Genomic DNA, 24,075 nt, shown 5'->3' with positions numbered 1-24,075 from the left:
GTATCTATTCTTAGTGTTACACTAATAGAATAAAAGTAATACCAGTAACAGCTTATGTTCTCCCAATAAAGCAAATGAACTTTTTATGAGTAGTAATACAGATTACCGGAAAACGTACGAAGTGATCTGGGCTGATATGGATCCCAATCGGCACTTGCGGCATTCGGTATACAACGACTACGCCGCCCAAACACGTGTTGCTATGTTTCAGGATTTTGGACTACCCATCAAAGAGATTTCCGAGATGTCTCTTGGACCTATATTATTTCGGGAAGAAACAAAATTCTTTAAGGAGATCGGACTGTCGGAGCAAATTACGGTAAGCTGTCAGGTAGCAACGATGCGTAAAGATGGTTCCCGATGGACTTTTCTCCACCAAATATTTAAACAGAACGGCGATAAAGCAGCGCAAATTATCGTTGAAGGAGCTTGGCTAAATCTGGAGAAACGAAAGCTGGCCACCCCTCCCAAAAAGCTATTGGACGTTATTATGCAATTTCCCCGAACAGAATCATTTGAATGGCAAAATCAGTAAATAATTTATGTCAACAATCAGTTGGGAACAATTTGAGCAAGTCGAAATCAGGACCGGGACTATCATTAGAGCCGAGAAATTCCCAGAAGCTAATAAACCTGCTTATAAACTGTGGATAGACTTTGGAAAAGAAATTGGTATTAAACAGAGCAGCGCCCAAATTACTGACTTGTATTTAATAACTGAACTCATTAATAAACAAGTCGTTGGCGTAGTAAATTTTCCGCCTAAAAAAATTGGACCATTTATTTCGGAATGTCTCATTACCGGATTTCACAGGGATGATGGCAGCGTAGTACTGGCAGTACCCGACAAAAATATTCCAAATGGCAGCAAACTTAGTTAATGTATAAACTTCGTAATAGATAATACTGTTATATAGTCTAAATTGGGTAGGTGAACTATTCATTATTTTCCAAACGATCCCATGCGAATAATTGTCACACTTTTAACTTTTCTCGCAGTGCTGGGGATGATACAGAATTCCAATGCCCAGGCTGTCTTTATTTGGGATGACATATCGGACAAGGAATTCACGCTATGGGCTCAAAACAATTTACCCTGCCCCGTTTATTTAAAAGCTGAACCCGATTCAATAGATACGAAATTTGAACGATTTGTACCGAAGGGGAGAAAGGATAGGCTCATACAACTCCCCATCGATTCGCTAGATTCTCCCGCCGAATTCAAGGGCCAAATACGGTATCATCTCACACTTGGAAATCCCGACGCTATTCACGATTCCAGCTATAAATATTTATTACCCTATCCCCTGGGAAAATCACATACGCTTATCCAGGGAAACAACTCAGCTTTTACCCATAACTTGCCAAACTCAAAATATGCCTTCGATTTCGACATGCCCAAAAATAGCCTGATTAGTGCTGCACGAGGGGGCACCGTCGGATTTGTAAGTGCCAACAACAAAGAAGGCGGCGACAAGGAAGATTACCTAAAACAAGCCAATAAAATTATGATCTGTCATGATGATGGCACCGTAGGTGTTTATGCCCATCTGCGATATAAGGGAGCAATCGTTAATATTGGTGAAAAAGTTTACGCCGGAGAGATTATCGGTTTTAGTGGAAATACAGGATATTCTACCACGCCCCACCTCCATTTTGTTGTTCTGGCCGGATCAAAATCTGTTCCAGTAAAATTTACAGAACTTCCCGATACCCTTAAAAGCGGATTCTCTTACGGACAAAATTTGAATTTTTAAGTCGATTAATATTCGTCTTCAAATATTTTTCCATTTCCAAACTTCTATCTAATATTTTGACAAAAAACTTACGAAAAATTAATCTCTCCCATTCGCTGATCTTTTTACATTATCATATATTTATCCTTAAACACATGCATCAAATCCAACTTATATGGAAGGTCCAACCTTGAACAAATTCGACATGCGTAGGACCTTACTGCTAATACTCTTCTTATCCTTACCCTTTTTAGGAGTTGCCCAGCAAGAACAGCAAGAAATCAAAAACAACACAGACGAAGAAACAAAACTGGGACTTGCCTTAAGTGGAGGAGGAGCCAAGGGATTTGCTCATATCGGGGTACTCAAAGTACTTGAGGAAGAAGGCATACCTGTACATATGATCAGCGGCACCAGCATGGGAGCTATCATTGGCTCATTATATGCTATTGGGTATTCGCCCCAAGAGATCGAAGAGATAGCTCGAACTACCGACTGGAATATTCTTTTAAATGACAGCTATCAGATTAATCCTCAACAAATTTCAAATAGTATCCAAAAAAAGGATACATACCTTGTTACTTTTCCCTTTAATGACAGACAGCTTTCGCTTCCTGCCGGCCTCATTGATGGTCAAAATATATCTATGATGCTCTACAGGCTGATGCTTCCTTTTCATGATGTAAGAGATTTTACCAAGCTGCCCATCCCCTTTTCAGCGGTGGCAACTAACTTGGCAACGGGAGAGCCCAAAACCTTCTCCAGCGGCTACCTGCCTGATGCCGTTCGCGCCAGCATTGCCATCCCCAGCATTTTTAAACCGGTTAATATTGATGGAAAATCATATATCGATGGGGGTGTTGCTCGAAACTTACCGGTTGAAGACGTACAAAACCTTGGTGCCAACTTTGTAATTGCATCTGATGTAGGGGAACCCATTAGAAAACTTGATAGCTTAAATACATTTGTTGACATACTTTTTCAGGCTGTGGGGTTTCATCAACAGGAGTCAGATATTATCCAAAAAGAGAAAACGGATATCTATATTCGTCCGAATATCAGCGAGTTTTCTACCTTTAGCTATGAAAAGGTAGACGAAATTATTCGACGTGGAGAGCAGGCCGCCCGCCAGGCACTTCCAAGAATTAAAAAGAGACTGGCCAAGCACAACACAGCACCTTCTGCATTTAAACCAATTGAATCAACCCGGCAAGATACTATTCTTGTCTCAGATATTTCACTCAACAATCTTAAAGGATTAATACAACAGCAACAGGTATTTCTTGCTCTCGACATACAACTCCCGGAAAAGCTTATGCTCTCACAGCTCGAACAAAAGATAACCCGACTTTACGAGTCAGAACTATTTAGCCAAATATCATACCGGCTGCAAAAAAATCAGGATGCGAAGGGCAACAAACTTGTTCTGGAATTTCAGCACAAAGAACAGGAGTATGCCGGCTTTAGCATGCGATACGACAGCCAATATAAAGCGGCGCTGCTATTTGGGGCTTCTTTTACCGATAATATCTTTATAAATGATCGGATAACCATGAAGCTGAGAGCCGGAGAAATATTGGAACTTACTTCAGATTACAGAATCCCCATTAGTCTTGCTCCATTGGCTCATGTTAAAGCAGAGTTCAACTTGCAGCGTTCTCCCATCAATTACTATGATCAAGATCAGGCTTTGTCAAGCATAGATGTTGAGAAGCTAACTATAAAACCGTCAATCGCCGTACAGTTATGGCAAAAGGCCAATTTTGAAATCGGCCTCGAAACAGAATTATATAATTTAAATGAAGCTATCGGAAATACCCTTGTTTTAGGTAATACCACCTTCCTGCTCAATCCTTTTCTGGCCTTTGATTTTAATACGCTAAACCGCCCCTATTTCCCAACCCGAGGACAATCTCTGCGTCTAAAGACTGAATTTTCTGAACCCGGATGGGGAAGCTCGGCAAGCTTTTATCAGGCTTCCGGAAGATGGTTCTCTACCATTCCTCTCATGAGCGGAGTTAATATCTCCAACGAGCTTTTTGCCGGATATTCTTCTTCTACTGAATTACCGCTTCATTACTACTATTATGCGGGAGGCCTGTCCCAAAATCCTGTTTTTGAACTTAGGCAGATACCCTTTATGGGCTACCCTACCCAACAGCTTCGCGCCGCAAATATAAAAGCACTCCGTTCGAAATTACAGATCAGAATTAATAAAAATATCTATATTGGCGGAGGTATGAACCTTGCACACCTTTCCGATCAGTGGACTTTTAATATAGACCAGGAACGACTGAAAACGGGGTATTCCCTCTCTTTCGGAGCAACATCTATTGTGGGACCTATTGAAATTACACTTTCAACCCCAGACTTTACCAGCGGTTATGCTGTAAAACTGAATATGGGATATCATTTCTGAGAAAAAAGCAACTACACTGTCAAAAAAATGTTTAATTAATAGGAGATAAAAATTCATCTATTTTTAAATAGGGCTTTGCAAAACCCGAAATATTAATTTTGTCATTGCGAACCCGTGAAGCCTGCCTATGCCGTAGCTTTTACATTATGTAGTGTAGATTTTTAAGGAAGGCTCCGCGCAGGCAGGCCGCATTACATTCCCCGCATGGCGGGACAAGACGCGATGACAGTACAGTTTTGCAAAGATTCTTAAACAAAAACAAAATGACGTTGTGAGCCTAAGAAATAATGGCCGTTATGCGACTACTTTTTAGCATATTATTGTTATTCAGTACCTGTGGAATCGCTGATGCACAGAATTTGATTGTCAAACCCGATATTGACAAGGAACAAAATTATTTTTCTGCGGAAGTTTATAACACGTTTCCCTGCCCTATTATATTAACTGTAAAATCCACGGAACTCGATACTTCCTTTCAAACTTTTATTCCCCAAAAACAAAAACGAATATTATTCAAGTGGCACGATCCTCCTAAAGTACTTTCGCAAAATTATCGAGAGTTATTTGATTACAACTTTATTCTGGGAAATCCCCATGTTGTCCACGACGATCTCTACGAATATGAGCTCCCTTATCCAAAAGGAGAATCTTATAAGCTTGCCCAGGGCAACAAATCAGAACATACTCATAATGAGATTATGTCGAAGTACGCCTTTGATTTTGCAATGCCTGAAGGCAGCCTTATATCCGCAGCAAGAGGTGGAGTAGTAGGCCATGTAGTAGAAAAATATAGCAAAGGAGGCAATAATCCGGACCTGAAAGATAAAGGAAATCAAATAATGATTTGCCATGATGACGGCACTGTAGCAACGTATGCCCACCTTCAAAAAGATGGGGCCATTGTAGAAATGGGCGACATAGTTTATGCCGGTCAGGTTATAGGATTCAGCGGCAGCACGGGATATGCCACATTCCCTCATCTTCATTTTGTTGTTACGGCAGGAGAACGATCAGTACCGATTTATTTTAAAAACCAATATTCAATTCTCTATGAAGGTCTAATTTATGAACATCGGGAATAAAAAGAAGTAACCACCCGAAACGAGATAGCTCCGGGTGGTTATATTCCCGGCTAGTTCGAACGATAATCTGCTTCCGGTTCCGGCTTATTATCAAGAATCTCTTCAATCTGTTCCATAATATCCGGCGTCATTTGATCGACAACATCAACTGCTTTCATATTTTGCTCAACCTGCTCAGGCTTTGATGCCCCGGTAATAACCGTACTTACATCTTCATTTTTCAGGCACCAGGCCAATGCAAACTGCGGCATCGGAATTCCCGCTTCATCGGCCACTTCCGCGAGTTGTTCCACTTTGTTAAGCTTCTGACGACCGCTTTCGGTCTCAAGTAATTTTTCGCGCAGCCAGTCGTATTTATCCATTGACAAACGACTCCCTTCCGGCACGCCATCGTTATACTTGCCGGTTAACAATCCGCTGGCCAGGGGACTCCAAATAGTTGTGCCCAGACCGATCTCATCATACAAAGGAGCAAACTCCTTTTCTACCTTCTCGCGCCGGAACATATTGTATTGGGGCTGATCCATCAGCGGTGGACGCAGATGCTCTTGACGAGCAAAATCATACGCCTGACGTATTTGGCGCGCCGACCATTCACTGGTTCCCCAATATAAAGCCTTACCCTCTTTTATCATCTGATTCATTCCCCAAACCGTTTCCTCGATTGGAGTATGCTTATCCGGGCGATGGCAGAAAATAAGATCCACATAATCGGTTTGCAGGCGCTTTAATGCTGCTTCGGTACCCTCCTTGATATGCTTGAATGAAAGCCCCTGATCGTTGGGACCTTCACCGCCCCAAAATATTTTGGTGGACAGTACAAGGTCCGTACGTTTCCATCCTGCTTTTTGAATGATATTACCCATCATAATTTCTGACTGCCCTCCGGCATACGCCTCCGCATTGTCAAAAAAGTTTACTCCGGCATCAAAGGCTTCTTTCATAGAGTCGTAAGCCACATCTTCATCAATCTGATCGCCAAACGTAACCCATGACCCAAATGACAGAGAAGAAACTTTAAGCCCTGATCGTCCTAAAAATCGATATTCCATAATAATGTTGTCAGTTCTTTAACAATTAGATTAATAGTTTTTTTCCAATCTATAACTACAAGGTTTTTTAAAGTAAAATCGTTTAAATATTACCTAATTAGACAGGAACTGTTTTGGGGCGGAAATTGGCATTAATAGCACTTATATTAAGGGCGGATTGAATGGGTTTCTATGTGATAGAAATCCGGTTTTTATATAATCGCAAGAACAATACCATTATCAGCAAATACAATTTGCTGAACTCAATTATTTTACGATACATATTTAATGTTCAAAAATTAACCAACGAATTTCTGTCATGGCAAAGAGTATGGCTCAAACTGTAGAAGAATACATTGAAGAACTTCCCGAATATCGCAGAGAACCAATTGAAGAGATGCGGGAGTTAATTCTCAATAATATTCCCAAGGGCTATCAAGAAACGATCAATTGGGGAATGATCAGCTATGAAATTCCTCTTGAAAAATATCCCGACACTTATAACAATCAACCTCTTAGCTACATAGGTCTGGCCGCACAGAAAAATCACAATGCTCTTTACCTAATGTCGGTATATCAGGATGAAGAACTACAGGATTGGTTGGAAGAAGAATTTGAAAAGGCCGGCAAAAAAATGGACATGGGGCGCTCTTGTCTCCGCTTCAATATGCTTACTGATCTGCCTCTTGAGGCAATTGCAACTATTATAGGCAAACATACGCCGGATGAGTTTATAGAAGCATACGAAGAGATACGAAAGTAGTCACTCTGAAGTTTGCTCCTATTTTTTTAAACGGTTGGGCCTTCTTTTGTGTTGATATGTGTAATTAAATCGTATCACTTATGATTACACACAATTCACAGATCAATAAAATACCGGGTTTACTGTTTACAGCTATTTCTTTTGTAATACTATCATCGGCTGTATTACAGGCTCAATCCAATAATACTACTGACACCATGAACTCAAAAACTATGGAAGAAGCAACTTTTGGGGCAGGCTGTTTTTGGTGCGTCGAAGCGGTTTTTGAAGAGGTCAAAGGCATAAAATCAGCTGTTGCCGGCTATGCGGGCGGCGAGCTACCCGATCCCACCTACCGGCAGGTTTCATCGGGACAAACCGGCCACGCCGAAGTCGCACGTATCACCTTCGATCCTTCTGTTATTACATACGAACAGCTACTCGAAGTTTTTTGGCACACGCACAATCCCACTACTAAAAATCGGCAAGGCGCTGATGTAGGCCCCCAATACCGATCGGTCATTTTTTATCACAATGAAAAACAGAAAGAAATTGCCGAGAAATCGCTCGAAAAGACTGATAAGTCTGATCTTTGGGAAGATCCCATTGTTACCGAAATAGAACCACTGTCAAACTATTCGGTAGCTGAGAATTATCACCAGAATTATTATGAAAATAATCCCAATGCGGGTTATTGTCAGGTAGTTATTGCTCCCAAGCTAAAAAAGTTTCGGAAAGATTTTTCTCACCTGCTTAAAGATAAGGTGAAAGAATAGCTCTAAGTTGAGCCAAAATACAGTTATCAGGAATCTTTACACAGCTCCTGTATTTTCTTCATCAATACTGAATTGTAAATTCACATAGGTTCCATTATCACTGCCCATCTCCCACTCCGCTTCTAACTGTTGGGCAAAGTTTTCAATGAGATTCATTCCCAGCGTATCACTCATTCCTGGCTCTAAATCATCAGGCAGTCCTTTGCCATTATCGCTTAAATGTGCTTGAACCTGCCCGTCCTGCTCGGTTATCCGAATAGTAATGGAATTGTCATTTTCGTCATCAAAAGCATGCTTGAATGAGTTTGTAACTACTTCGTTAATTAAAAGTGCAAATGGCACTGCTCGTTTTATATCCAATTCTATACTTTCAATTTCAGTATTCACATTAACATCCTGATCGGAACCAATAGTATTTCGAATGGTCTCTACTAGATCACCGATATAAGTGTCACAAGAAATGCTACCCAAGCTGTCAGAATTGTAGAGCTGCTCATGAATGAGCGCCATCGTTTGAATACGCCGCTCGCTCTCCTCCAACGTATCACGTATCAATGGATCGTCCGATTCATACATTTGCAGCTGAAGTAATCCAGAAACAATAGCCAGGTTATTCTTAACCCGGTGATGAATTTCTTTCAGCATCACTTTCTTTTCTTTCAGTGAGCTTGTAATCTCTTGTTCATGCTGTTTCTCTTCTGTAATATCGATATACATTCCAAACCCAGCAATGGGTTCATCGTCGATATAAACCGGAATAGCAGCAATGAATACGTCGATAAGATCTCCCTCTTTAGTCAGGCGCTTTGCTTCTCTGTGGAACCTTTCAAAGGCATACTCTTTCAACGGCATTCGGGGCACTTCCCCCCGTTCTTTTTTTGGCACAATAAACTCATCAATATCTTTGTGCTTGAGCTCTTCCTGGCTGAATCCAAACATATTTTCAAAGCTCTCGTTGATATTTAATACCTTATTCTCAGGATCAACCATTACAATACCAGCCGGTGCATTCAGAAATAAATTCCGGAAAAGCTTTTCACTTCTCTTCAATTTTTCACGAGCTTCTACTTGTTCAGAAATATCATATCCCACACCCAGTATATATTGTTCGTCATCTGCCTCAAATAATTTACCAGTAAAATGGTACGGAATTTTTTCGCCCGTTTTAGTTTTTAGTTTCGCCTCTACTTCAGCTTGCCCTGTCTTAAATACCGATTCTATCTTTTTTTCTATTCTTTTAAATTCCTCATCATCAAATAAAGCAGCTGGTGATATTTCTTGCATTTCCTCATTAGTATAACCTGTTACTTCCAGCTGATTTTCATTCCAGCGAATATAATTTCCCTCTTCATCAAACATATAGAAGATCCCGGGCAAACTCTCTAACAGAGCTTCATTGAATCGTTTCTCATGTCGCAACTCCTGCTCCGTTTCTTTTTGCTGGGTGATATCAATTCCAACACATAAGAAAAATCGTTCATTATCTAGTTCTATAAAATAGCCACGCCAGAAAAAGGGAATCGTTTCTCCCGACTTAGTCAGCAGATTTAACTCCGTACCTTTTCCCTTTTGTTCTCTAACCTGATCTATTGCCTTTTCTAATAATTCATGGTGCTCAGGTTTGATAAGATCAAAAGCTGTTTTCGATTTTATCTCATCACTTGAATAACCGGTGTAGCGCTCGGCACAACTATTCCACTCTACAAATTGTAAATTTTCATCCATCAGCAGATAGATGCTCGGCAAGCTGTCCAAAATAGTAGTGGTATAGTTTCGCTGCTTAACAAGCGATTCCTCGATAACTTTCCGTTTTTCAAAAGCAGCTATAATTCGGGAAACTGTTTTTAGTAACGAAATTTCCTGTTCGTCCCATTTTCGTTTTCTTCTGTGTATCCGCAAACCCAATATATCCCTTCCACTCATTCTCAACGCTGAAAGGAATAACTAAAATTGACTCTACCTGCTGATCTTGTAAAATAGATTGTTCGGGATCCGGCAATTCATCAGTCCGGGCATGAATTTTTTTAAGAGATGACAGCTTCTCATGCAACCAGGGAAGATCGGAATATTTGAACTTTCGGTCCAGGTTTTCAACGATGGGTTCAACTCCAGCTTTGGTTACTTCTGATACCGGTTCTAAATACAGCTCATTATCAATCTCTCTATTTTTGTAGAGAAAAACTCGATCGGTTTCAGTAACATCCTGAAGCAATTCCAAGCTCTTTTTTACGGCTTTTGAAGAGTTGCTTTCCAGCAGTAATTTTGAACATTGAGAGATCACTTTTTCATATTCCAGGCGCTTCTGTAACTTTTTTTCTGCTTCCTCACGTCGTGTAACCTCCTGTTTTAGCTCTTCAGTTTTATTTTCCTTGAGGGCTATTTCTGCTTTTTTCCGTTCGGTAATATCTATGGAGGAACCATAAATAAGCTCGTTGCCATCTTCATTTTCAATAGCCTTTATTTCATCGCGCAACCAAATATACTCTCCTCCTTTTGCTTTAAAACGATACTCATTGATTGCTGTCCCACCCTCATTTAGGACGCTCCGAAACTGAGCAAAAACCTCCTTTTTATCATCAGGATGAATCCGATCTGACCAACCGTTCTCCTGTTCACTAAAATAAGAAGGTGGAAATCCCAAAATATCTTCAACATTTTGGCTGACTGAGAGAATAGGAAAATCTGAAGTAGCTGCGCAGATAAATAAAATTACCGTCCCACTGCTAAAGAGCTCTTCTATATCATCAGAAAAACGAGAACCTGCACTTTTCTCCATTAGTTGTTATATAGCCCTAGATCTGTATTATTTTTACGCGCTGGAAACCAAACTATTATTTGTTCCTATATAAGCAATTCAAAACTTTTTAGAAAGTATATTGATGTATATGTAAACTTCTATATTTAATTTAACAGCTTGTTTAAGCACAAAACTTTAGGTAAATAATAAATAAACGATCTTCCTCCATTTTAAGTTAAAATTATGCAATATCAATCCTGAACTAATCGATACTATTATGAAAATTATTCAATCAGCTTTTTTCAAGATTTCGCTTATTGCGTTAATGAGCTTATGCGTAACTACAACCGCATTAGCACAAGAACGTGGCAATGATGAACCGCGAACAAGTCCGAATGCAACGGTGAGTCAAACTATTGGCACCACTGACATTACCATTACATATGGACGTCCCGCCGTTAACGACCGGACAATCTTTGGAGATTTGGTACCCTACGGTGAGGTTTGGAGAACTGGAGCCAATGAGGCTACCGCTTTAGTTGTTTCTAAAGATGTAACCATTGAGGGAAATAAGCTGGAAGCCGGTACCTATTCGCTCTACACTATTCCCGGAAAAGATGAATGGACCATCATTATTAATTCCAAGCTTTCATGGGGTACCCAGTACGACAAATCCAAAGACGTATTTCGGTTCACGGTAGAACCTCAAAAAGCGGACTTTATAGAGCGCCTGTTATTCTATTTTGAGGATGTTTCAAATGAATCGGCTACTGTAGTACTCCACTGGGATAATACCAAAGTGCCTTTTACAATTAGTATTTAATCTATTATTTCGAACGCTAAACCACTAAATCAATCAGTAAAGGGGGAAGCTTTACCCCATCACGGCCTGCTGGTATTATTCGTCTTTATTTGGGGCGCCAATTTTATACTGGCCGAAATTGCCCTTGCCGAGATGTCTCCCATCTCATTCAGCGTATCACGCTTTGCGATGGGGGGCATTGCTATGTTTCTGGTGATGTACCTGCAATACCGAACTGAATGCAGCAACACGACGTCTAAGGTTCCTTTTTTACCTAAAATAAAGAGGGATGACTGGCCCCGCCTCCTGTTTGTTTCTGTAATCGGTGCCACGCTTGCACCTTGGCTGGGTATCGAAGGATTAGGTTTAACGCACGGGGCCCGCGCTTCGCTCTGGCTGGCTCTCGGTCCGGCTATCAGTACAGGCATCGGATACCTGTTTAGCACCGAACAAATGGGAAAGTTCGGATACGCCGGAGTTCTGCTTGCCGTTGTAGGTACTGTTATTTTGGCTTGGGATGGCTTACGCCCGGAACAGGGTTACTGGCTGGGCGACCTCATCCTAATAGTAGCACTGGCACTCACCGTTATAGAGTTGCATGCAATAAAACCTTTGGCACGCGAATACGGATCCGTTTCTATCGTAGCGTTACGTACTGCTATTGGCGGATCACTGTATATCCTTATAGCTGCACCAGATCTAATTGAAGTAACATGGCTTTCGTTAGGTGTTTGGACCTGGATCGCCATTTTAGCCGGTGGAGCAATTGGAGTGGGTGTTGGTCAATGGGTGAAGGTACGAGCATTAAAAATACTGGGACCAACCCAGGTAGTACTTTATGGAAATATGGTTCCTGTTGCAGCTTTAGGAATAGCTTGGCTTAGTATCGGAGAAAATCCCAGTCTGATGGAAATAATTTCAGCGGTATTTATCATCACCGGTGCAATATTTATTCAAGTTATCGACAGTGAGGCGGGAGCTACATCAACAATACGTACGCAAAAAGAGGAAGACTTAAAGTTCTTTACTGAAACCAAACAGGAAAGCTAATCTGACGATTAAAATAAAAAAGGCGGATCTGGTGACCCGCCTTTTAACTAATCATCTAAACATAACTATCTAGAAATTAAACGATAGCTGCAGCATAATATTGCGCCCTGCCTGAGGGTAATAATAATTAAAGAACTGCCGCTCTCCTCCAGCGATATATCCATAGGTATAACCGTTGGACTCATACATCTCATTAAATAAGTTATTCACTTTTAAGGTTGCTTCCAGACTATTCAGCAGCGGCGTGGCGTTCCAATCATAACTCAACCGCAGATCGTTTACCAAGTAGGGATCTAACGTTCTGCTTTCGGTTTGCGTATTATCCAGATATTGTTTGGAAACATATTTGGTATTGAGTGCTGCCGTAAATCCTTTATGGGTGAACCGCAATTTAGAATTGGCAATAAAGTTCGGAGAAAAGGCAATATCAGTATCCGTGTAAGTGGTGGATTGCTGACTGCCGGTATCAAAATTATCGAGATAATAAGTATACTCCTCAATCTTATTGCGACTAAACGTAGCATTTCCAGACCATTCGAGGTTTTCAAGAAGCTGGACGCCTGCCTGTAATTCTATACCGGCTCGGTAACTGTCGGGTACATTTTGACGGATATAAGCTCCTACGTCGTTAATTTCACCGGTTAGAATTAACTGGTTCTTGTAATCCATATAATACAAATTGGCTTCTACGAAAAAGCGATCGAAATGTTCCCTTATAACCAGCTTCCCAATCGTAGAGCGTTTCGTGCTCCGGACGATTTTCGGGCGTTGAGTTTACATACTCATCGCGAGTAGGCTCTTTATTGCCCACACTCATTGAGGCATATACTCGCTGCTTATCCTCAAAGTTATAGGTTAACCCCGCTTTGGGATTAAAAAATGTTAGCCGATCGGTTTGCTGTACATTCACTACTTGCTGTCCACCGCCCGGAGCCGGCTGACGATCTTTACCTAAAAACTCATAAGTAATATGACGAATCTGGGCATCGGCAAAAGCAGTTAAATTATCCGTAATACTGTAGTTAGCTTTAACATAACTATTAAAGTCTGTTTTAAAGCCGTTGTTATCATAATACCGATTTTCAACATCTGTATTCCCTGCAAATTCGGCCCAAACAACTTCGCCAAAATGATCACCGTCATACTCATTATATCCGCCGCCCACTGTCAATGACAAGCGATCGGCTTTATACTGAGAAGAAAACACTCCTCCATAAAAATGATTGTCCAGCCAAAGCTGACGAACTAAGTCGCTCTGCGTAATAGTCGTACCCGGCAGTTGTATGGGATTAAAGTTATACTCCGGTAATGCCTGATCTGCTTTGTATTCCTCGTAATAACCGCGTCCATAGGTATAGTGCAGCGAGGCATTGGCATTCCAGTTATCACTAAATTGATAGGAATAGTGCAGCTGATAATGATCCTGCTGATAGTTATCCGTCTGATTATCATACGGGCTGCCCGGCTTTTCCATACCGGCAGGATTGTATGTACGGTTACCATTTTCTAATCGGCTTTCAGATACGCCATACCACGCCTGATAGGTTTTTTCCGCTCCCGAAAATACATCAACACGTAACAAACTATTTTCACCGTGTTTTGCACCGGACAGGTAAAACGATTTTAGATCAGAGAAGGCACGATCTATGTATCCATCGGATTCAATTTTTGAAAGTCGACCCTCGAACTGCCAGCCATTTTTCATCAGTCCCGAACCGAGCATCACATTTGCTTTGCGTGTGTTGAAAGACCCTACCGACGTATTGACTTCACCGTAGGCATCCGGTCTCATTTGCGAAGTCTGGATATTCATGGTTGCGCCAAAAGCAGCAGCACCCTGGGTTGAAGTACCCACGCCACGCTGAATCTGAATATTCTCTACCGATGAGGCCAGGTCGGGCATATTAACCCAAAAAACGCCATGAGATTCCGCATCATTAATGGGAATTCCGTTTACCGTAACATTGATACGCCCCTGGTCTACTCCGCGAATGCGAAGGCCGGTATAACCAATTCCTGTTCCGGCATCCGATGTGGTGGTTACTGATGGGCTGCTGCTAATCATATAGGGCATATCCTGACCCAAATTCTGCCGCTCAATTTCTTCTCGGCTGATATTTTCATAGGCCATGGGTGATGCCTCATCAACGCGCAACGCTCTTACAAAAACTTCATTACTCATAATGGTCTTCGAAACCAACGAAATATTGTATGAGTCTTTATTATCTGAGACATCAAGCTTTTTGGTTTTATATCCCACAAACGAAACGGAAATCTTTTGAGCTTCTTCTTCGATCAAGTTAAGTGAAAACTGACCGTCGGCTTCAGTCGAAACTCCATTTGAGGTGCCAACCTGTACAATATTTGCCCCGGCCAGCGGTTCCCCGCTTTGGGCATCAGTCACCGTTCCGGTTATCGTTTGGGCAAAAAGAGATGTGCTGAAAAAAAATACAAAGCACAAAAGTATCGTGCTTCTTAGTAGTTTGGAAAACATAAGTTCCTCCGTCTTATTAGATTCATAAGAGCGGGAGATGAACTTGCAAGAAATGCTGATCAATCCAGCAGCGATATTATTTATCGCCGCCTTGGTTTCCCTACGCCGGTGTTATCCGGTTCAGGTTCTCAGGGTATGATCTCAGCCTGCTGTTGCAAGCACCCCCAACCTTGGGTGATTTTGTTCAATTCCAAGATAAGGGCCTTGCCTCATATCTTCAAAATAAGTTTTGGAAATTAATAGCTACAAAAAGGTCTCTATGCTTACCACTTGCACCATAAAAGGATCAAAGTAGGATTATTAGAGATAACAACTTATTTCCAATGAATAGTTAATAGAATTGATATCAAAAAAAGATACAATTTATTTGTTGTCTTTAATTTTGTAGCTCGAAGGTGATGTTTTGAGCCATCTGAACCGGTACGGCATTCCCCCGCTGTCGACCGGGCTCAAATTCTGCTTTCTTAATCACATCAATCGCTGCCTTATCGCAGCCCCCGCCAATACCTCGCAACACGTTAATATTTTTAGCCTGACCATCTTTGCCAACCACAAACTGTACGATAACGCGTCCTTCAATACCAGCTTTTCTAGCCATTTCAGGATAATTGATATTCTCGTAGAGCCACTCCTGGCCCCCTATCATTTTAGGCATCTGTTCCACTGCAACAAAGAAATCTTCCTCCTCTTCGCCTTCAGGCTCTTCGGGTTCCGGAAGTGGCTCATCCATATTTATTTCAGCATCGATATTAATATCCTGATCTTCGATAATTTCATCGTTTGGAACTTCTACCGGAACCTGCGGACGAGGTGGAGGAGGCGGTTTTTCTTCTTGTTTAGTTTGCGTCACCTCTTCCATCTCTACCACTTCTTGCTCCTGCGTTAAGTCTACCTCACTTTCTTCCGAAACAAACTGAACTTTACTGGCTCCAATAAAAACTCCCAATACAACTACCAGTGATAATTGTAGGAATACACTATAGTAATTGCGTAAGTCTACTGATGGCTTTTTATAATCCATAACTTATTACCTTATTAGTACTAATTAGATAGTATTATAAATATAAGATATGGATCTTTCAAGCAACTAATGCTTGCTCTAACCATTACCGAATGCAGACAGACCAAATAATCCTCGGGGCTCTGCTCCGAGGTATTAACCAGGGAAAAGTTCTTTTTTGTCTTAGAGGCCTTTGCAAAACCCTCAAAATTTAGCTTGTCATTGCGAACCTGAGAAGCCTGCCTGCGCGGAGCCTTTATAAATATGGCTTAACATGTTACAAAAGCTTCGGCATAGGCAGGCAATCTCCCGATCAAAGCTTCTTAAACGAGATCGCCACATTACATTCGCGATGACAGAATGGTTTTGCAAAGCCTTCGTCTTAATGAAAACCTTAGGTTTTCAAACTTTTCTCCTTGACTCCGAGGCAGAACCTGCAGGGAATTCTTTGATTAAAATGCGATAATAGATAGAGAGGATACTTCGACAAAACAGAGGCACTATACCTGATCTTTAAAACAATCAAGAATCACTTTTTTACCCATAGGATGGCAAACTCAGTCATCCCATGGAAGTATTTACTGCCCTACCATAAATACGGCATTCCCAAACAGCAGCTTGCCATTATACCAAAAAGCGCGAAACAGGGGATTATCAACCATATAAACCACCGAGCCTGATCCCATATTCTGCACACCAAATGTGAGCGTATTTTCTAACTCTTCTTTAGCTTTATATCCAATAAATCCACTCATATGTGCATCCTCTTTAGCCACACCCACATTCCAGCCATCATCAAGATATTGATACGCATCGGCATTTAATTTCAAGGAGAAATACGCATCATCATAACCGTAAGCCAGCGGATGAGTGTTATCCATTGTCAATTTGAAAATTGAGCCACTGTTAAAGTCAGATATATTTTTTCGCTGCTGTTCCCCATACGTATCAAGCTGACTACTTGGCTCGCTGTCATCATCGTCACCTTCTTTAGACTTCAGATCAAACCCATCCTGCTCTGCCAAAAAGTGATTCGCATTTTGTACGGCAATTAGTTTTCCGCCATCAGTTACCCATTCTTTAATATCAGCAATACGGCTACTGTCGATGCGACTATTATAATTTCCGGATGGTAAAATAAACACGTCATAACTATTGAGGTCTACCTCATCAAAATATTCGGTATCCAGCATGGTTATAGGGTAATCAATCTGCTTGTCAAAATAGTGCCAGATTTCACCTACCTGATTAGAAGAGGTACCCTCTCCTCCTAACAAAGCAATTTTAGGCTTCTCCATATAACGTACAGCCGACGATCCTAAATCGGTTCCCGATTGTGAGAATCCAGATTCAACCGCATGCAATGGCTGCTTATGCTTTTTACCAAGCTTCTGAACCGTTTCGTTAAATTGCGACATATTCTTATTGTCCGATCGCGTAATCACCAACGTGCCGGGATCATACATGCGATCATCAATTTTAATTTGACTACTCGTAAAGCGAATTTTAACGTCATGTTTTAGCAGATCTGACAACAGCTGCACGTCATCCAAATCCTGCCAGCGCGCCAGGTAAGCGTAAGGTTTTTCGGGATATTCATGCTCAAGTTCAGGCTTTTCGTATGATTGCTCCTCAACAGCAATTTTTTGCCTCAGCGCATACCCGTCAAGCCCATACGCATAGTGCTGTTCCCAGGCGGTAATATCATAGGTCACAGAATCTTTCAAGCTCTGGACGCGGCTCAAACAAAATGCGCGCCATCACTCCCTTTGGCTGATGGGCACTAACCAGATAATCTCCTTCACTAACCCGAACGCGTTCGGTATCTCCTGTTTTATAGTTATACCCGCTTAGCGTTGCGCCTGACTCTGCCTGCCCATATTCTATTTTATGCTTCTCCAATAACTCAAACAGTGCACTTAACTTATCAGGATTATTATCCTGCTTGATTACAAATGTTTTGTAATCCCCTTTCGGATTGTTTTGTGCCGTTTGATAATAATTCGCAAACTCAGAGACCAGTTGCTCGGCATTCTGCGAACTTACTTCAATGGTTGAAAGTCCCGTTGTATAGTGATGAGTCAGACGGTCGTGAAGCGTTAATGTATCACCCTCTTCGGTAGTAATTCCCAATCCGGCCCGCGCATTCCCAGCTTGTTCGTATGTCATACCGATAGCCCCATTAAAAATCGGATATGTATCGCCATAACTGGGATAAAAAAGGTCGAATACTTCGCGAGTAAAATATAGCCATCCTTTTTCATCAAAATACTTCGCATTATTTTCGCCAATAGTGTATTGAAATTCGGATTGCCAATCGGTAATAGCATTGTGAAACGGTTTAGCAGCCGGAGCAAAATAATAGGGAGAGTTTACGCCCTGTTCATGGAAATCAACATGGATATGCGGCATCCATTTTTGATACTCGTTCATCCGCTGGCGACTCTCCTTCTGCGTTAGCCACGCCCAGTCGCGATTCAAATCAAAATAATAGTGATTGGTTCGTCCACCCGGCCAGGGCTCATGATGTTCACGCGCATCGGGATGTACATTTATGTCATCACCAACAACGCTTTTATACCAATTTACATAGCGATCACGTCCATCCGGATTCAACATCGGATCCATAATCACAACGGTGTTCTGCAACCACGATTTAGTCTCTGTATTATCGGGATTAACCAGCTCATAAATCGTCTTCATGGCCGCCTCGCTGCTGGAAGTTTCATTGCCATGCACATTATAGCTGAGCCAGACTATTGCCGTGGTATCCGCCGAAGATTCCCCATCCAATAATCCCGTACGCTTCAAGTTGTTCATGCGGATCTCCTCCAGCCGAGCCATATTTGCCTCACTCGACACAAAGCTCAGCATCAACTCACGTCCCTCATTTGTAGTGCCATACTGCTTAGCTTCTACCAACGGTGAGACCTCCGCTACATGCCAGAAATAATCCATCACTTTATGATGAGGAGTCCACTGCGAACCCAGCTCGTATCCCAAAAAATCAGTAGGCGATTGAACACTATTTTGAGCAATACTCTCCGCAGAACCAAGCGTAATAAACAAAAGTATAACAGCAAATAGTCGTAGTATTTTTTTCATAATATCTATCTTAAAGTATAATCCATAATAATTAACGCGTGATGAGTGATAAGTAAGGTTGTCGTTTTATCAAGAATTACTCATTACGTATCACATTAATGTAGTATTTTAGTTTAAGAGATAAGATCAGTCATCAACCTCTTCAGAAACTGAATCTTCCAATACCTTTTCAACCTGCTTCACGACAGTATCCACAAGGGCATTTGGTATAGGAATTGACAAATTATAGTGAGCAATTTTCCAAGTCTTTTCCTGTTTCACAAGTACTCCCGAGCCACGTGCCGGTCCCAAGTTGGGCGTATCCAGCGATTCATCAAACCATGCTGTTTGTCTGTTATCCGAGAGATACACGTGACGTTCTACAGGGGTAAAGTCCCAAGCTTCACCGTCATCAAAATAAGGTTTTGCCCAAGGCTTAAACTCTGCAACAGTCCAGCGTTCGGTGGCATCCGTTCCCATAAATATCGCGCTGTCGCCTGTAAAGTGCATAAAATAGCGCTCAAAATTGGCTTCGGTTGCAGCCAAGTGCCAGTCATCCAAAATTGTATTTATAGCTTTCTTTTGTACCTGACGGGATTGCTCATTCCCTGAGGAACAACTTACCATGAGAATAAAAAGAGCAGGAATGATCAGGATATAAACGAGCGTTTTATTTATCATAATACCAAGTGAATTTGTTTTGTGGAATGTATGAAAAATTCAATGCCAAAGGGAAGAAATTAATCCGGGCAAATACTGCTAAAGAAGATTGTGATTTATTACCTTTATCCATCAAAAATTTGAGAATAAAACTACTCGCTTTTTATGTCTGTAACAAATGATGAAATTGCCGAGCGACTGCGCGAAATTTACCAACTGATGCAGCTGGCAGGCGAAAATAGATTCCGTGCCATTGCTTTTGATCGCGCCGCACAAACTATCGAATCACTGAATGAAGATATCAGTAATTATATAGAAAATGATTCGCTGACCGATATAAAAGGCATTGGTAATTCTATTGCCGAGGATATCAAGTCTTATGCTCAAACGGGAACCATTGAAGTACTCGAAAGCCTGCGCGACCGCATTCCCGAGGGAATTATTAAATGGCTGGATATCTCGGGCTTGGGACCTAAAAATATCGCTAAAATTCACGATCAGCTTGGAATATCAGAGCTTGATGAGCTCAAGGAAGCCTGCCAAGATGGTCGGGTAGCATCGCTCGATGGGCTGGGAGAAAAATCAGCAAAGAAAATTTTAAAATCCATTGAATGGATGGAACAGTTCGATGAACGCTGTAGACTGGATGAAGCTACTGAAATTGCAGAGCCCATGTATAACTTTCTTAAAAATCAGGAAGGCGTACAAGAAATTGAAGTGGCCGGTTCGCTGCGACGATCCAAAGAAACCATTGGAGATGTAGATATTTTAATTGGGGCCGATGAAAAACATATTACAAATCTATTTGATGTTTTTGTTGATCACGACTTAGTTGTTGAAGTACTGAGTCGCGGCGAAACCAAGAGCTCTGCCAGAACCGAAAACGGCCGGCAGGTTGACCTTCGCATCGTTAAGCCCGAGCAATTCCCGGCTGCGCTGATGTATTTTACCGGAAGTAAAGAACACAATGTTGTACTGCGTCAGCGCGCCCGAGAGCGCGGGCTTTCACTTAATGAATACGGTTTGTTCCAGCTTGATAAAGATGGCAACACCGACTTCGACAAACCTATTGATTACAACTCAGAAACAGACATCTACGAACATTTGGATCTGCATTTTGTGCCCCCTGAGCTGCGCGAAGATCGCGGGGAGATCGAGTTTTATGAATCTCATGAATCCATGAACTTAGTGACCGAGGATGATATTCGCGGTGTACTCCATGCCCACAGTACCTACAGTGACGGCAAGTTTTCTATAAGAGAGATGGCCGAGGCCTGTATCGAACGCGGCTATGAGTACCTGGGAATGAGTGATCACTCTAAAACAGCGGCTTATGCCGGCGGATTGACGGTAGATGAGATCAAAAAACAGTGGGACGAGATTGATCAGCTCAATAAAGAGTTCGCCGATAATGATATCAACTTCAAAATTTTTAAGGGAATCGAATCGGATATTCTGAGTGACGGAAGCCTGGATTATGAAGAGGATATTCTTAGCGGATTCGATTTTGTGATCGCCAGCGTACATAATGGATTGGATATGTCACGCGATAAGATGATGACACGATTCCGTAACGCCATTAAAAACCCTTATACCAATATTGTGGGTCACCCTACCGGGCGGCTTTTACTTCAGCGCGACGGCAGCGATCTTGATATGAACGAGCTTATCGAAGTGGCTGCCGAACATGATACCGCTATTGAAATTAATGCTAATCCCCGTCGACTGGATCTGGACTGGCGCCATGGAAACAAAGCCAAAGAGGTAGGCTTGATGTCAGCTATTAACCCCGATGCCCATAGTAAAAAAGGCATCGATCATATTCACTACGGCGTGCGAACTGCCCGCAAAGCCAAATTTGAAAAAGAGCGCATCCTAAATACCAAAACTGCCAAAGAGCTTATGGCGTGGTTCCAAAACCAGCGGCAATAATTACGAGTGTTTCTCCGTCGAGCCACGCTTGACCAAAACAGGATCAAAAACCTGTTGAACTAAAGAACTATTATCCGCATCAATTAATTTGGTCATCTGCTTTATTGCCTTAACCCCAATGGAATACATTTTTTGATCGACTGTTGTCAGATCAAGGTATTTGCTCAATTTTATATTATCATATCCCATTACGGCCACCTCTTCGGGCACATCAATACCTAGGCGCGATAATGCGTACATAGCTCCTGTAGCCAGTGTATCATTCAAACAAAAGATAGCCTCCGGAAATGTTCCCTGTTTATAGAATTTTTGGATAGCTTCAAAGCCCGACTCTTCCGAAAATCCGGCATGCTTGCTTATTGATCCCCGGACAAAATGCTCATCTTTCACCTCAATGCCCTGCTCACTAAGATAATCCTGAAATCCTCCAGTACGTTCTTTCGTCATAGCTGATTCTTCAGCTGCCGAAATAATACCGATAGATTCATATCCTTGACTCACTAGATGTTCAGCCGCCATATAACCACCACGATAATCATTAACCTGGAAATAACTGTGCTCTGGATGCGTAGCATTTATCAGCACAGTTTGCACTTCTGTAGCCTTCAATTGGTTGTGAATGCGTTCAGGGATGTCAATTGAAATAATAATCAGCGCATCGGCTATACCTCGTCCGAAAAACTCTTTCAGTCCTTGTTGAGGAGAATCAGAACCGGTATTGTAAATCATCATATCCAAATCCGTAGGGGCAATCTCATCCTTAATCCCCTTAAGCACCTCGTTAAAATAGGGCGTTGTAAATGATGGCACCACCACTCCCAAAAGCTCCGCTTTACTGCTAGCCAGCTTTCGAGCCGTTAGCCGCGGAGCATAATTCATCTCACGCATTGCTTTTAAAATACGTTTCTTTGTTTTATCTGAAACGCGAGGAGAATCATTAAGCACCCGCGAAACTGTAGCCGTACTTACCCCAACCTTTTCGGCGATTTCATAAATAGTAGGTTTCTTAGCCATGGTTTAAATAGTGACCTCACTTAAAAAAATCTGTTCCCTTATTTATCTTACAGCACAAAACAGAGTGTATATATTATTGATGAACCATTAAAACTACAAAATAAAACAGGCATATTTCGAGTTAATTATATAACAAACCATCATATAGCTTTGAAATTATGAAACGACTATTTATTTATACATTTGCGTTACTGCTGGGGATATTCTGGATGTTGAGTAATTCAACGGATGTTAAGGCACAACAATCCCAAAAGATTATTTTGGCGGGCTATAAGCATAATCCTCCCGTTTCCACAACCGGATCGGGGATGGCCACTGTTACGCTGCATGGTGATACATTAACAGTAAAAGGGAAATTTGAAGACTTAAGCGCCAACTATTCCGGTGCTTACCTAATGGTGAGTATTCGAGGTCATGACGGCAACCAGCTATATCGTTTAAAAGCAGAACTGAACGAAGAAAAAACTGGAGGAAAACTAATTTGCAAAGAAAATCATTTTGTGCTTTCACCGGCGCAAAAAGCATTATTGAAAAAGGGAGATCTCTATATAAATATTAGCACATTTGATAATCAAAAAGGAGAACTGCGCGGCAATATTGGACCTTTGGGAAAGTAAGCACATCTAAACCCACAGTTTTCAATAACATGGAATGATCCTTTTTATAAAACGGGTTATACGTACCCATATCAGAAAACAAATATTTAACGTTGACAACATTATTTTATGAAGATTGTTATTTCACCGGCAAAATCATTGGACTACGAAAGCGAACTGCCAACAGATAAAGCCACGCAACCTCGCTTTTTAGATGAAGCAGAAACCCTTAATAATGAGCTGGCTCAAAAATCTAAAGACGAGCTGAAAGACCTTATGGATATCAGCCAAAACCTGGCTGACCTGAATTACGAGCGCTATCAAAAGTTTTCCACTCCTTTTAACAAAGATAACGCTCGTCCCTGCATCTATGCATTTAACGGATCGGCCTACAAAGAATTAGATGCCTACTCTATTGATAATTCACATCTTGATACACTTCAAGATAGCCTACGTATTCTGTCTGGAATGTACGGTATCCTCCGTCCGCTGGACCTAATGCAGCCCTATCGCCTGGAGATGGGAACAAAGCTACAGATCAACGGCCATGACCGATTATACGACTTCTGGGGTGACAGCCTTACCGAAGCTTTAAATGATGAGCTTGAGGATGATGAACTATTCGTCAACCTTGCTAGCAAAGAATATTTCAAAGCACTGCAACCCGATAAGCTAAAGGTGGATGTCATAAAGCCAAAGTTCAAAGATTTCAAAAACGGAAATTTAAAAACAATTGGCTTTTACGCTAAGAAGAACCGTGGTACTATGGCGCGTTATCTTATCGAAAATGAAGTTAATAGTTACGAAGGCTTACTTGGCTTTAACGGTAATGATTACAGCTACAGCGAAGACCATACCGATGATAAAACCAAGCCGGTCTTTGTGCGATAATAATTATCTCAAGATATTGAAGGACACCC

General features: G+C 41.6%; 22 protein-coding genes and 1 riboswitch. Of the genes, 12 read left to right on the top strand and 10 right to left on the bottom strand.

Annotation, left to right across the window (positions count from 1 at the left end):
* The first annotated feature begins 85 nt into the window (after positions 1–85).
* The 5 genes from U5J89_RS10160 (at position 86) to U5J89_RS10140 (ending at position 5,237) form a co-directional block, all read left to right on the top strand.
* A complete protein-coding gene (locus tag U5J89_RS10160; RefSeq protein WP_322575514.1) occupies positions 86–535 on the top strand; it encodes an acyl-CoA thioesterase in 450 nt (149 codons plus the stop codon).
* Positions 536–542: 7 nt separating this feature from the next.
* Positions 543–881 (top strand): tRNA-binding protein, encoded by a 339-nt coding sequence (locus tag U5J89_RS10155; protein WP_322575513.1) that lies wholly within the window; start codon positions 543–545, stop codon positions 879–881.
* Between the two features lie 81 nt (positions 882–962).
* Positions 963–1,757 (top strand): M23 family metallopeptidase, encoded by a 795-nt coding sequence (locus U5J89_RS10150; RefSeq protein ID WP_322575512.1) that lies wholly within the window; start codon positions 963–965, stop codon positions 1,755–1,757.
* 184 nt (positions 1,758–1,941) lie between these two features.
* Complete coding sequence (locus U5J89_RS10145) at positions 1,942–4,155, top strand: patatin-like phospholipase family protein (RefSeq protein WP_322575511.1); 2,214 nt, start codon at positions 1,942–1,944, stop codon at positions 4,153–4,155.
* 296 nt (positions 4,156–4,451) lie between these two features.
* The gene (locus U5J89_RS10140; protein ID WP_322575510.1) at positions 4,452–5,237 is read left to right on the top strand and encodes a M23 family metallopeptidase; all 786 of its coding nucleotides are present in this window, start codon (positions 4,452–4,454) and stop codon (positions 5,235–5,237) included.
* Between the two features lie 50 nt (positions 5,238–5,287).
* Here U5J89_RS10140 and U5J89_RS10135 read toward each other — a convergent pair whose 3' ends face one another.
* Positions 5,288–6,289 (bottom strand): aldo/keto reductase, encoded by a 1,002-nt coding sequence (locus U5J89_RS10135; RefSeq protein WP_322575509.1) that lies wholly within the window; start codon positions 6,287–6,289, stop codon positions 5,288–5,290.
* Positions 6,290–6,587: 298 nt separating this feature from the next.
* Here U5J89_RS10135 and U5J89_RS10130 point away from each other — a divergent pair, with 298 nt between their 5' ends.
* Together U5J89_RS10130 and msrA are read left to right on the top strand one after the other, a co-directional pair.
* Entirely contained in the window at positions 6,588–7,031 is a 444-nt protein-coding gene (locus tag U5J89_RS10130; RefSeq protein WP_322575508.1) for a DUF1801 domain-containing protein, read from the top strand.
* Between the two features lie 80 nt (positions 7,032–7,111).
* Complete coding sequence (msrA, locus tag U5J89_RS10125; RefSeq protein ID WP_322575507.1) at positions 7,112–7,786, top strand: peptide-methionine (S)-S-oxide reductase MsrA; 675 nt, start codon at positions 7,112–7,114, stop codon at positions 7,784–7,786.
* Positions 7,787–7,822: 36 nt separating this feature from the next.
* On the opposite strand, the gene U5J89_RS10120 is transcribed toward msrA, so the two are convergent.
* Both U5J89_RS10120 and U5J89_RS10115 read right to left on the bottom strand, forming a co-directional pair.
* Positions 7,823–9,685 (bottom strand): PAS domain S-box protein, encoded by a 1,863-nt coding sequence (locus U5J89_RS10120; protein WP_322575506.1) that lies wholly within the window; start codon positions 9,683–9,685, stop codon positions 7,823–7,825.
* Entirely contained in the window at positions 9,600–10,562 is a 963-nt protein-coding gene (locus tag U5J89_RS10115) for a PAS domain-containing protein (protein ID WP_322575505.1), read from the bottom strand. Before U5J89_RS10115 ends, U5J89_RS10120 begins: the two co-directional genes overlap by 86 nt.
* Positions 10,563–10,800: 238 nt before the next feature.
* On the opposite strand from U5J89_RS10115, the gene U5J89_RS10110 reads away from it, so the two are divergent.
* Positions 10,801–11,346 (top strand): DUF2911 domain-containing protein, encoded by a 546-nt coding sequence (locus U5J89_RS10110; protein WP_322575504.1) that lies wholly within the window; start codon positions 10,801–10,803, stop codon positions 11,344–11,346.
* 3 nt (positions 11,347–11,349) lie between these two features.
* Positions 11,350–12,375, top strand: a complete 1,026-nt coding sequence (locus U5J89_RS10105; protein WP_322575528.1) for a DMT family transporter — start codon at positions 11,350–11,352, stop codon at positions 12,373–12,375.
* A 69-nt stretch (positions 12,376–12,444) separates the two neighbouring features.
* Here the strand turns inward: U5J89_RS10105 and U5J89_RS15990 are convergent, their stop codons facing one another.
* From U5J89_RS15990 to U5J89_RS10080, 6 genes are all read right to left on the bottom strand, one after another.
* Entirely contained in the window at positions 12,445–13,044 is a 600-nt protein-coding gene (locus U5J89_RS15990) for a hypothetical protein (RefSeq protein WP_416208515.1), read from the bottom strand.
* Positions 13,010–14,836, bottom strand: a complete 1,827-nt coding sequence (locus U5J89_RS10100; RefSeq protein ID WP_416208514.1) for a TonB-dependent receptor — start codon at positions 14,834–14,836, stop codon at positions 13,010–13,012. Before U5J89_RS10100 ends, U5J89_RS15990 begins: the two co-directional genes overlap by 35 nt.
* 113 nt (positions 14,837–14,949) lie before the next feature.
* A riboswitch (TPP riboswitch) is annotated at positions 14,950–15,045 on the bottom strand.
* A 200-nt stretch (positions 15,046–15,245) separates the two neighbouring features.
* Positions 15,246–15,890, bottom strand: coding sequence for an energy transducer TonB (locus U5J89_RS10095; protein ID WP_322575503.1), 645 nt, complete (start codon positions 15,888–15,890; stop codon positions 15,246–15,248).
* A 557-nt stretch (positions 15,891–16,447) separates the two neighbouring features.
* Positions 16,448–17,596 (bottom strand): hypothetical protein, encoded by a 1,149-nt coding sequence (locus tag U5J89_RS10090; RefSeq protein ID WP_322575502.1) that lies wholly within the window; start codon positions 17,594–17,596, stop codon positions 16,448–16,450.
* A complete protein-coding gene (locus tag U5J89_RS10085) occupies positions 17,574–18,974 on the bottom strand; it encodes a M14 metallopeptidase family protein (RefSeq protein ID WP_322575501.1) in 1,401 nt (466 codons plus the stop codon). The genes U5J89_RS10090 and U5J89_RS10085 overlap by 23 nt, the downstream gene beginning before the upstream one ends.
* Positions 18,975–19,100: 126 nt before the next feature.
* Positions 19,101–19,634: a nuclear transport factor 2 family protein gene (locus U5J89_RS10080; RefSeq protein ID WP_322575500.1), complete on the bottom strand. Its 534-nt coding sequence runs from the start codon at positions 19,632–19,634 to the stop codon at positions 19,101–19,103.
* A gap of 144 nt (positions 19,635–19,778) precedes the next feature.
* Between U5J89_RS10080 and polX the strand changes: the two genes are divergently transcribed.
* Positions 19,779–21,545 (top strand): DNA polymerase/3'-5' exonuclease PolX, encoded by a 1,767-nt coding sequence (polX, locus tag U5J89_RS10075; RefSeq protein ID WP_322575499.1) that lies wholly within the window; start codon positions 19,779–19,781, stop codon positions 21,543–21,545.
* Here polX and U5J89_RS10070 read toward each other — a convergent pair whose 3' ends face one another.
* Positions 21,546–22,559, bottom strand: a complete 1,014-nt coding sequence (locus U5J89_RS10070) for a LacI family DNA-binding transcriptional regulator (RefSeq protein ID WP_322575498.1) — start codon at positions 22,557–22,559, stop codon at positions 21,546–21,548.
* A gap of 158 nt (positions 22,560–22,717) precedes the next feature.
* On the opposite strand from U5J89_RS10070, the gene U5J89_RS10065 reads away from it, so the two are divergent.
* Both U5J89_RS10065 and yaaA read left to right on the top strand, forming a co-directional pair.
* On the top strand, positions 22,718–23,176 hold the full coding sequence (locus U5J89_RS10065; protein ID WP_322575497.1) for a CHRD domain-containing protein: 459 nt from the start codon (positions 22,718–22,720) through the stop codon (positions 23,174–23,176).
* A gap of 108 nt (positions 23,177–23,284) precedes the next feature.
* Positions 23,285–24,046, top strand: a complete 762-nt coding sequence (gene yaaA / locus U5J89_RS10060; RefSeq protein WP_322575496.1) for a peroxide stress protein YaaA — start codon at positions 23,285–23,287, stop codon at positions 24,044–24,046.
* Positions 24,047–24,075 lie beyond the last annotated feature (29 nt).

Source organism: Fodinibius sp., from assembly GCF_034521915.1.
GTDB lineage: Bacteria > Bacteroidota > Rhodothermia > Balneolales > Balneolaceae > Fodinibius.
Note: the sequence above shows the minus strand (reverse complement) of the source record. Positions and strands in the feature narration are given on the sequence as shown.

Coding starts and splice junctions, on each gene's coding strand:
- U5J89_RS10160 (WP_322575514.1), top strand. CDS start 86: ATGAGTAGTAATACAGATTACCGGAAAACGTACGAAGTGATCTGGGCT.
- U5J89_RS10155 (WP_322575513.1), top strand. CDS start 543: ATGTCAACAATCAGTTGGGAACAATTTGAGCAAGTCGAAATCAGGACC.
- U5J89_RS10150 (WP_322575512.1), top strand. CDS start 963: ATGCGAATAATTGTCACACTTTTAACTTTTCTCGCAGTGCTGGGGATG.
- U5J89_RS10145 (WP_322575511.1), top strand. CDS start 1,942: ATGCGTAGGACCTTACTGCTAATACTCTTCTTATCCTTACCCTTTTTA.
- U5J89_RS10140 (WP_322575510.1), top strand. CDS start 4,452: ATGCGACTACTTTTTAGCATATTATTGTTATTCAGTACCTGTGGAATC.
- U5J89_RS10135 (WP_322575509.1), bottom strand. CDS start 6,289: ATGGAATATCGATTTTTAGGACGATCAGGGCTTAAAGTTTCTTCTCTG.
- U5J89_RS10130 (WP_322575508.1), top strand. CDS start 6,588: ATGGCAAAGAGTATGGCTCAAACTGTAGAAGAATACATTGAAGAACTT.
- msrA (WP_322575507.1), top strand. CDS start 7,112: ATGATTACACACAATTCACAGATCAATAAAATACCGGGTTTACTGTTT.
- U5J89_RS10115 (WP_322575505.1), bottom strand. CDS start 10,562: ATGGAGAAAAGTGCAGGTTCTCGTTTTTCTGATGATATAGAAGAGCTC.
- U5J89_RS10110 (WP_322575504.1), top strand. CDS start 10,801: ATGAAAATTATTCAATCAGCTTTTTTCAAGATTTCGCTTATTGCGTTA.
- U5J89_RS15990 (WP_416208515.1), bottom strand. CDS start 13,044: ATGGATTACAAGAACCAGTTAATTCTAACCGGTGAAATTAACGACGTA.
- U5J89_RS10095 (WP_322575503.1), bottom strand. CDS start 15,890: ATGGATTATAAAAAGCCATCAGTAGACTTACGCAATTACTATAGTGTA.
- U5J89_RS10085 (WP_322575501.1), bottom strand. CDS start 18,974: ATGAAAAAAATACTACGACTATTTGCTGTTATACTTTTGTTTATTACG.
- U5J89_RS10080 (WP_322575500.1), bottom strand. CDS start 19,634: ATGATAAATAAAACGCTCGTTTATATCCTGATCATTCCTGCTCTTTTT.
- polX (WP_322575499.1), top strand. CDS start 19,779: ATGTCTGTAACAAATGATGAAATTGCCGAGCGACTGCGCGAAATTTAC.
- U5J89_RS10070 (WP_322575498.1), bottom strand. CDS start 22,559: ATGGCTAAGAAACCTACTATTTATGAAATCGCCGAAAAGGTTGGGGTA.
- U5J89_RS10065 (WP_322575497.1), top strand. CDS start 22,718: ATGAAACGACTATTTATTTATACATTTGCGTTACTGCTGGGGATATTC.
- yaaA (WP_322575496.1), top strand. CDS start 23,285: ATGAAGATTGTTATTTCACCGGCAAAATCATTGGACTACGAAAGCGAA.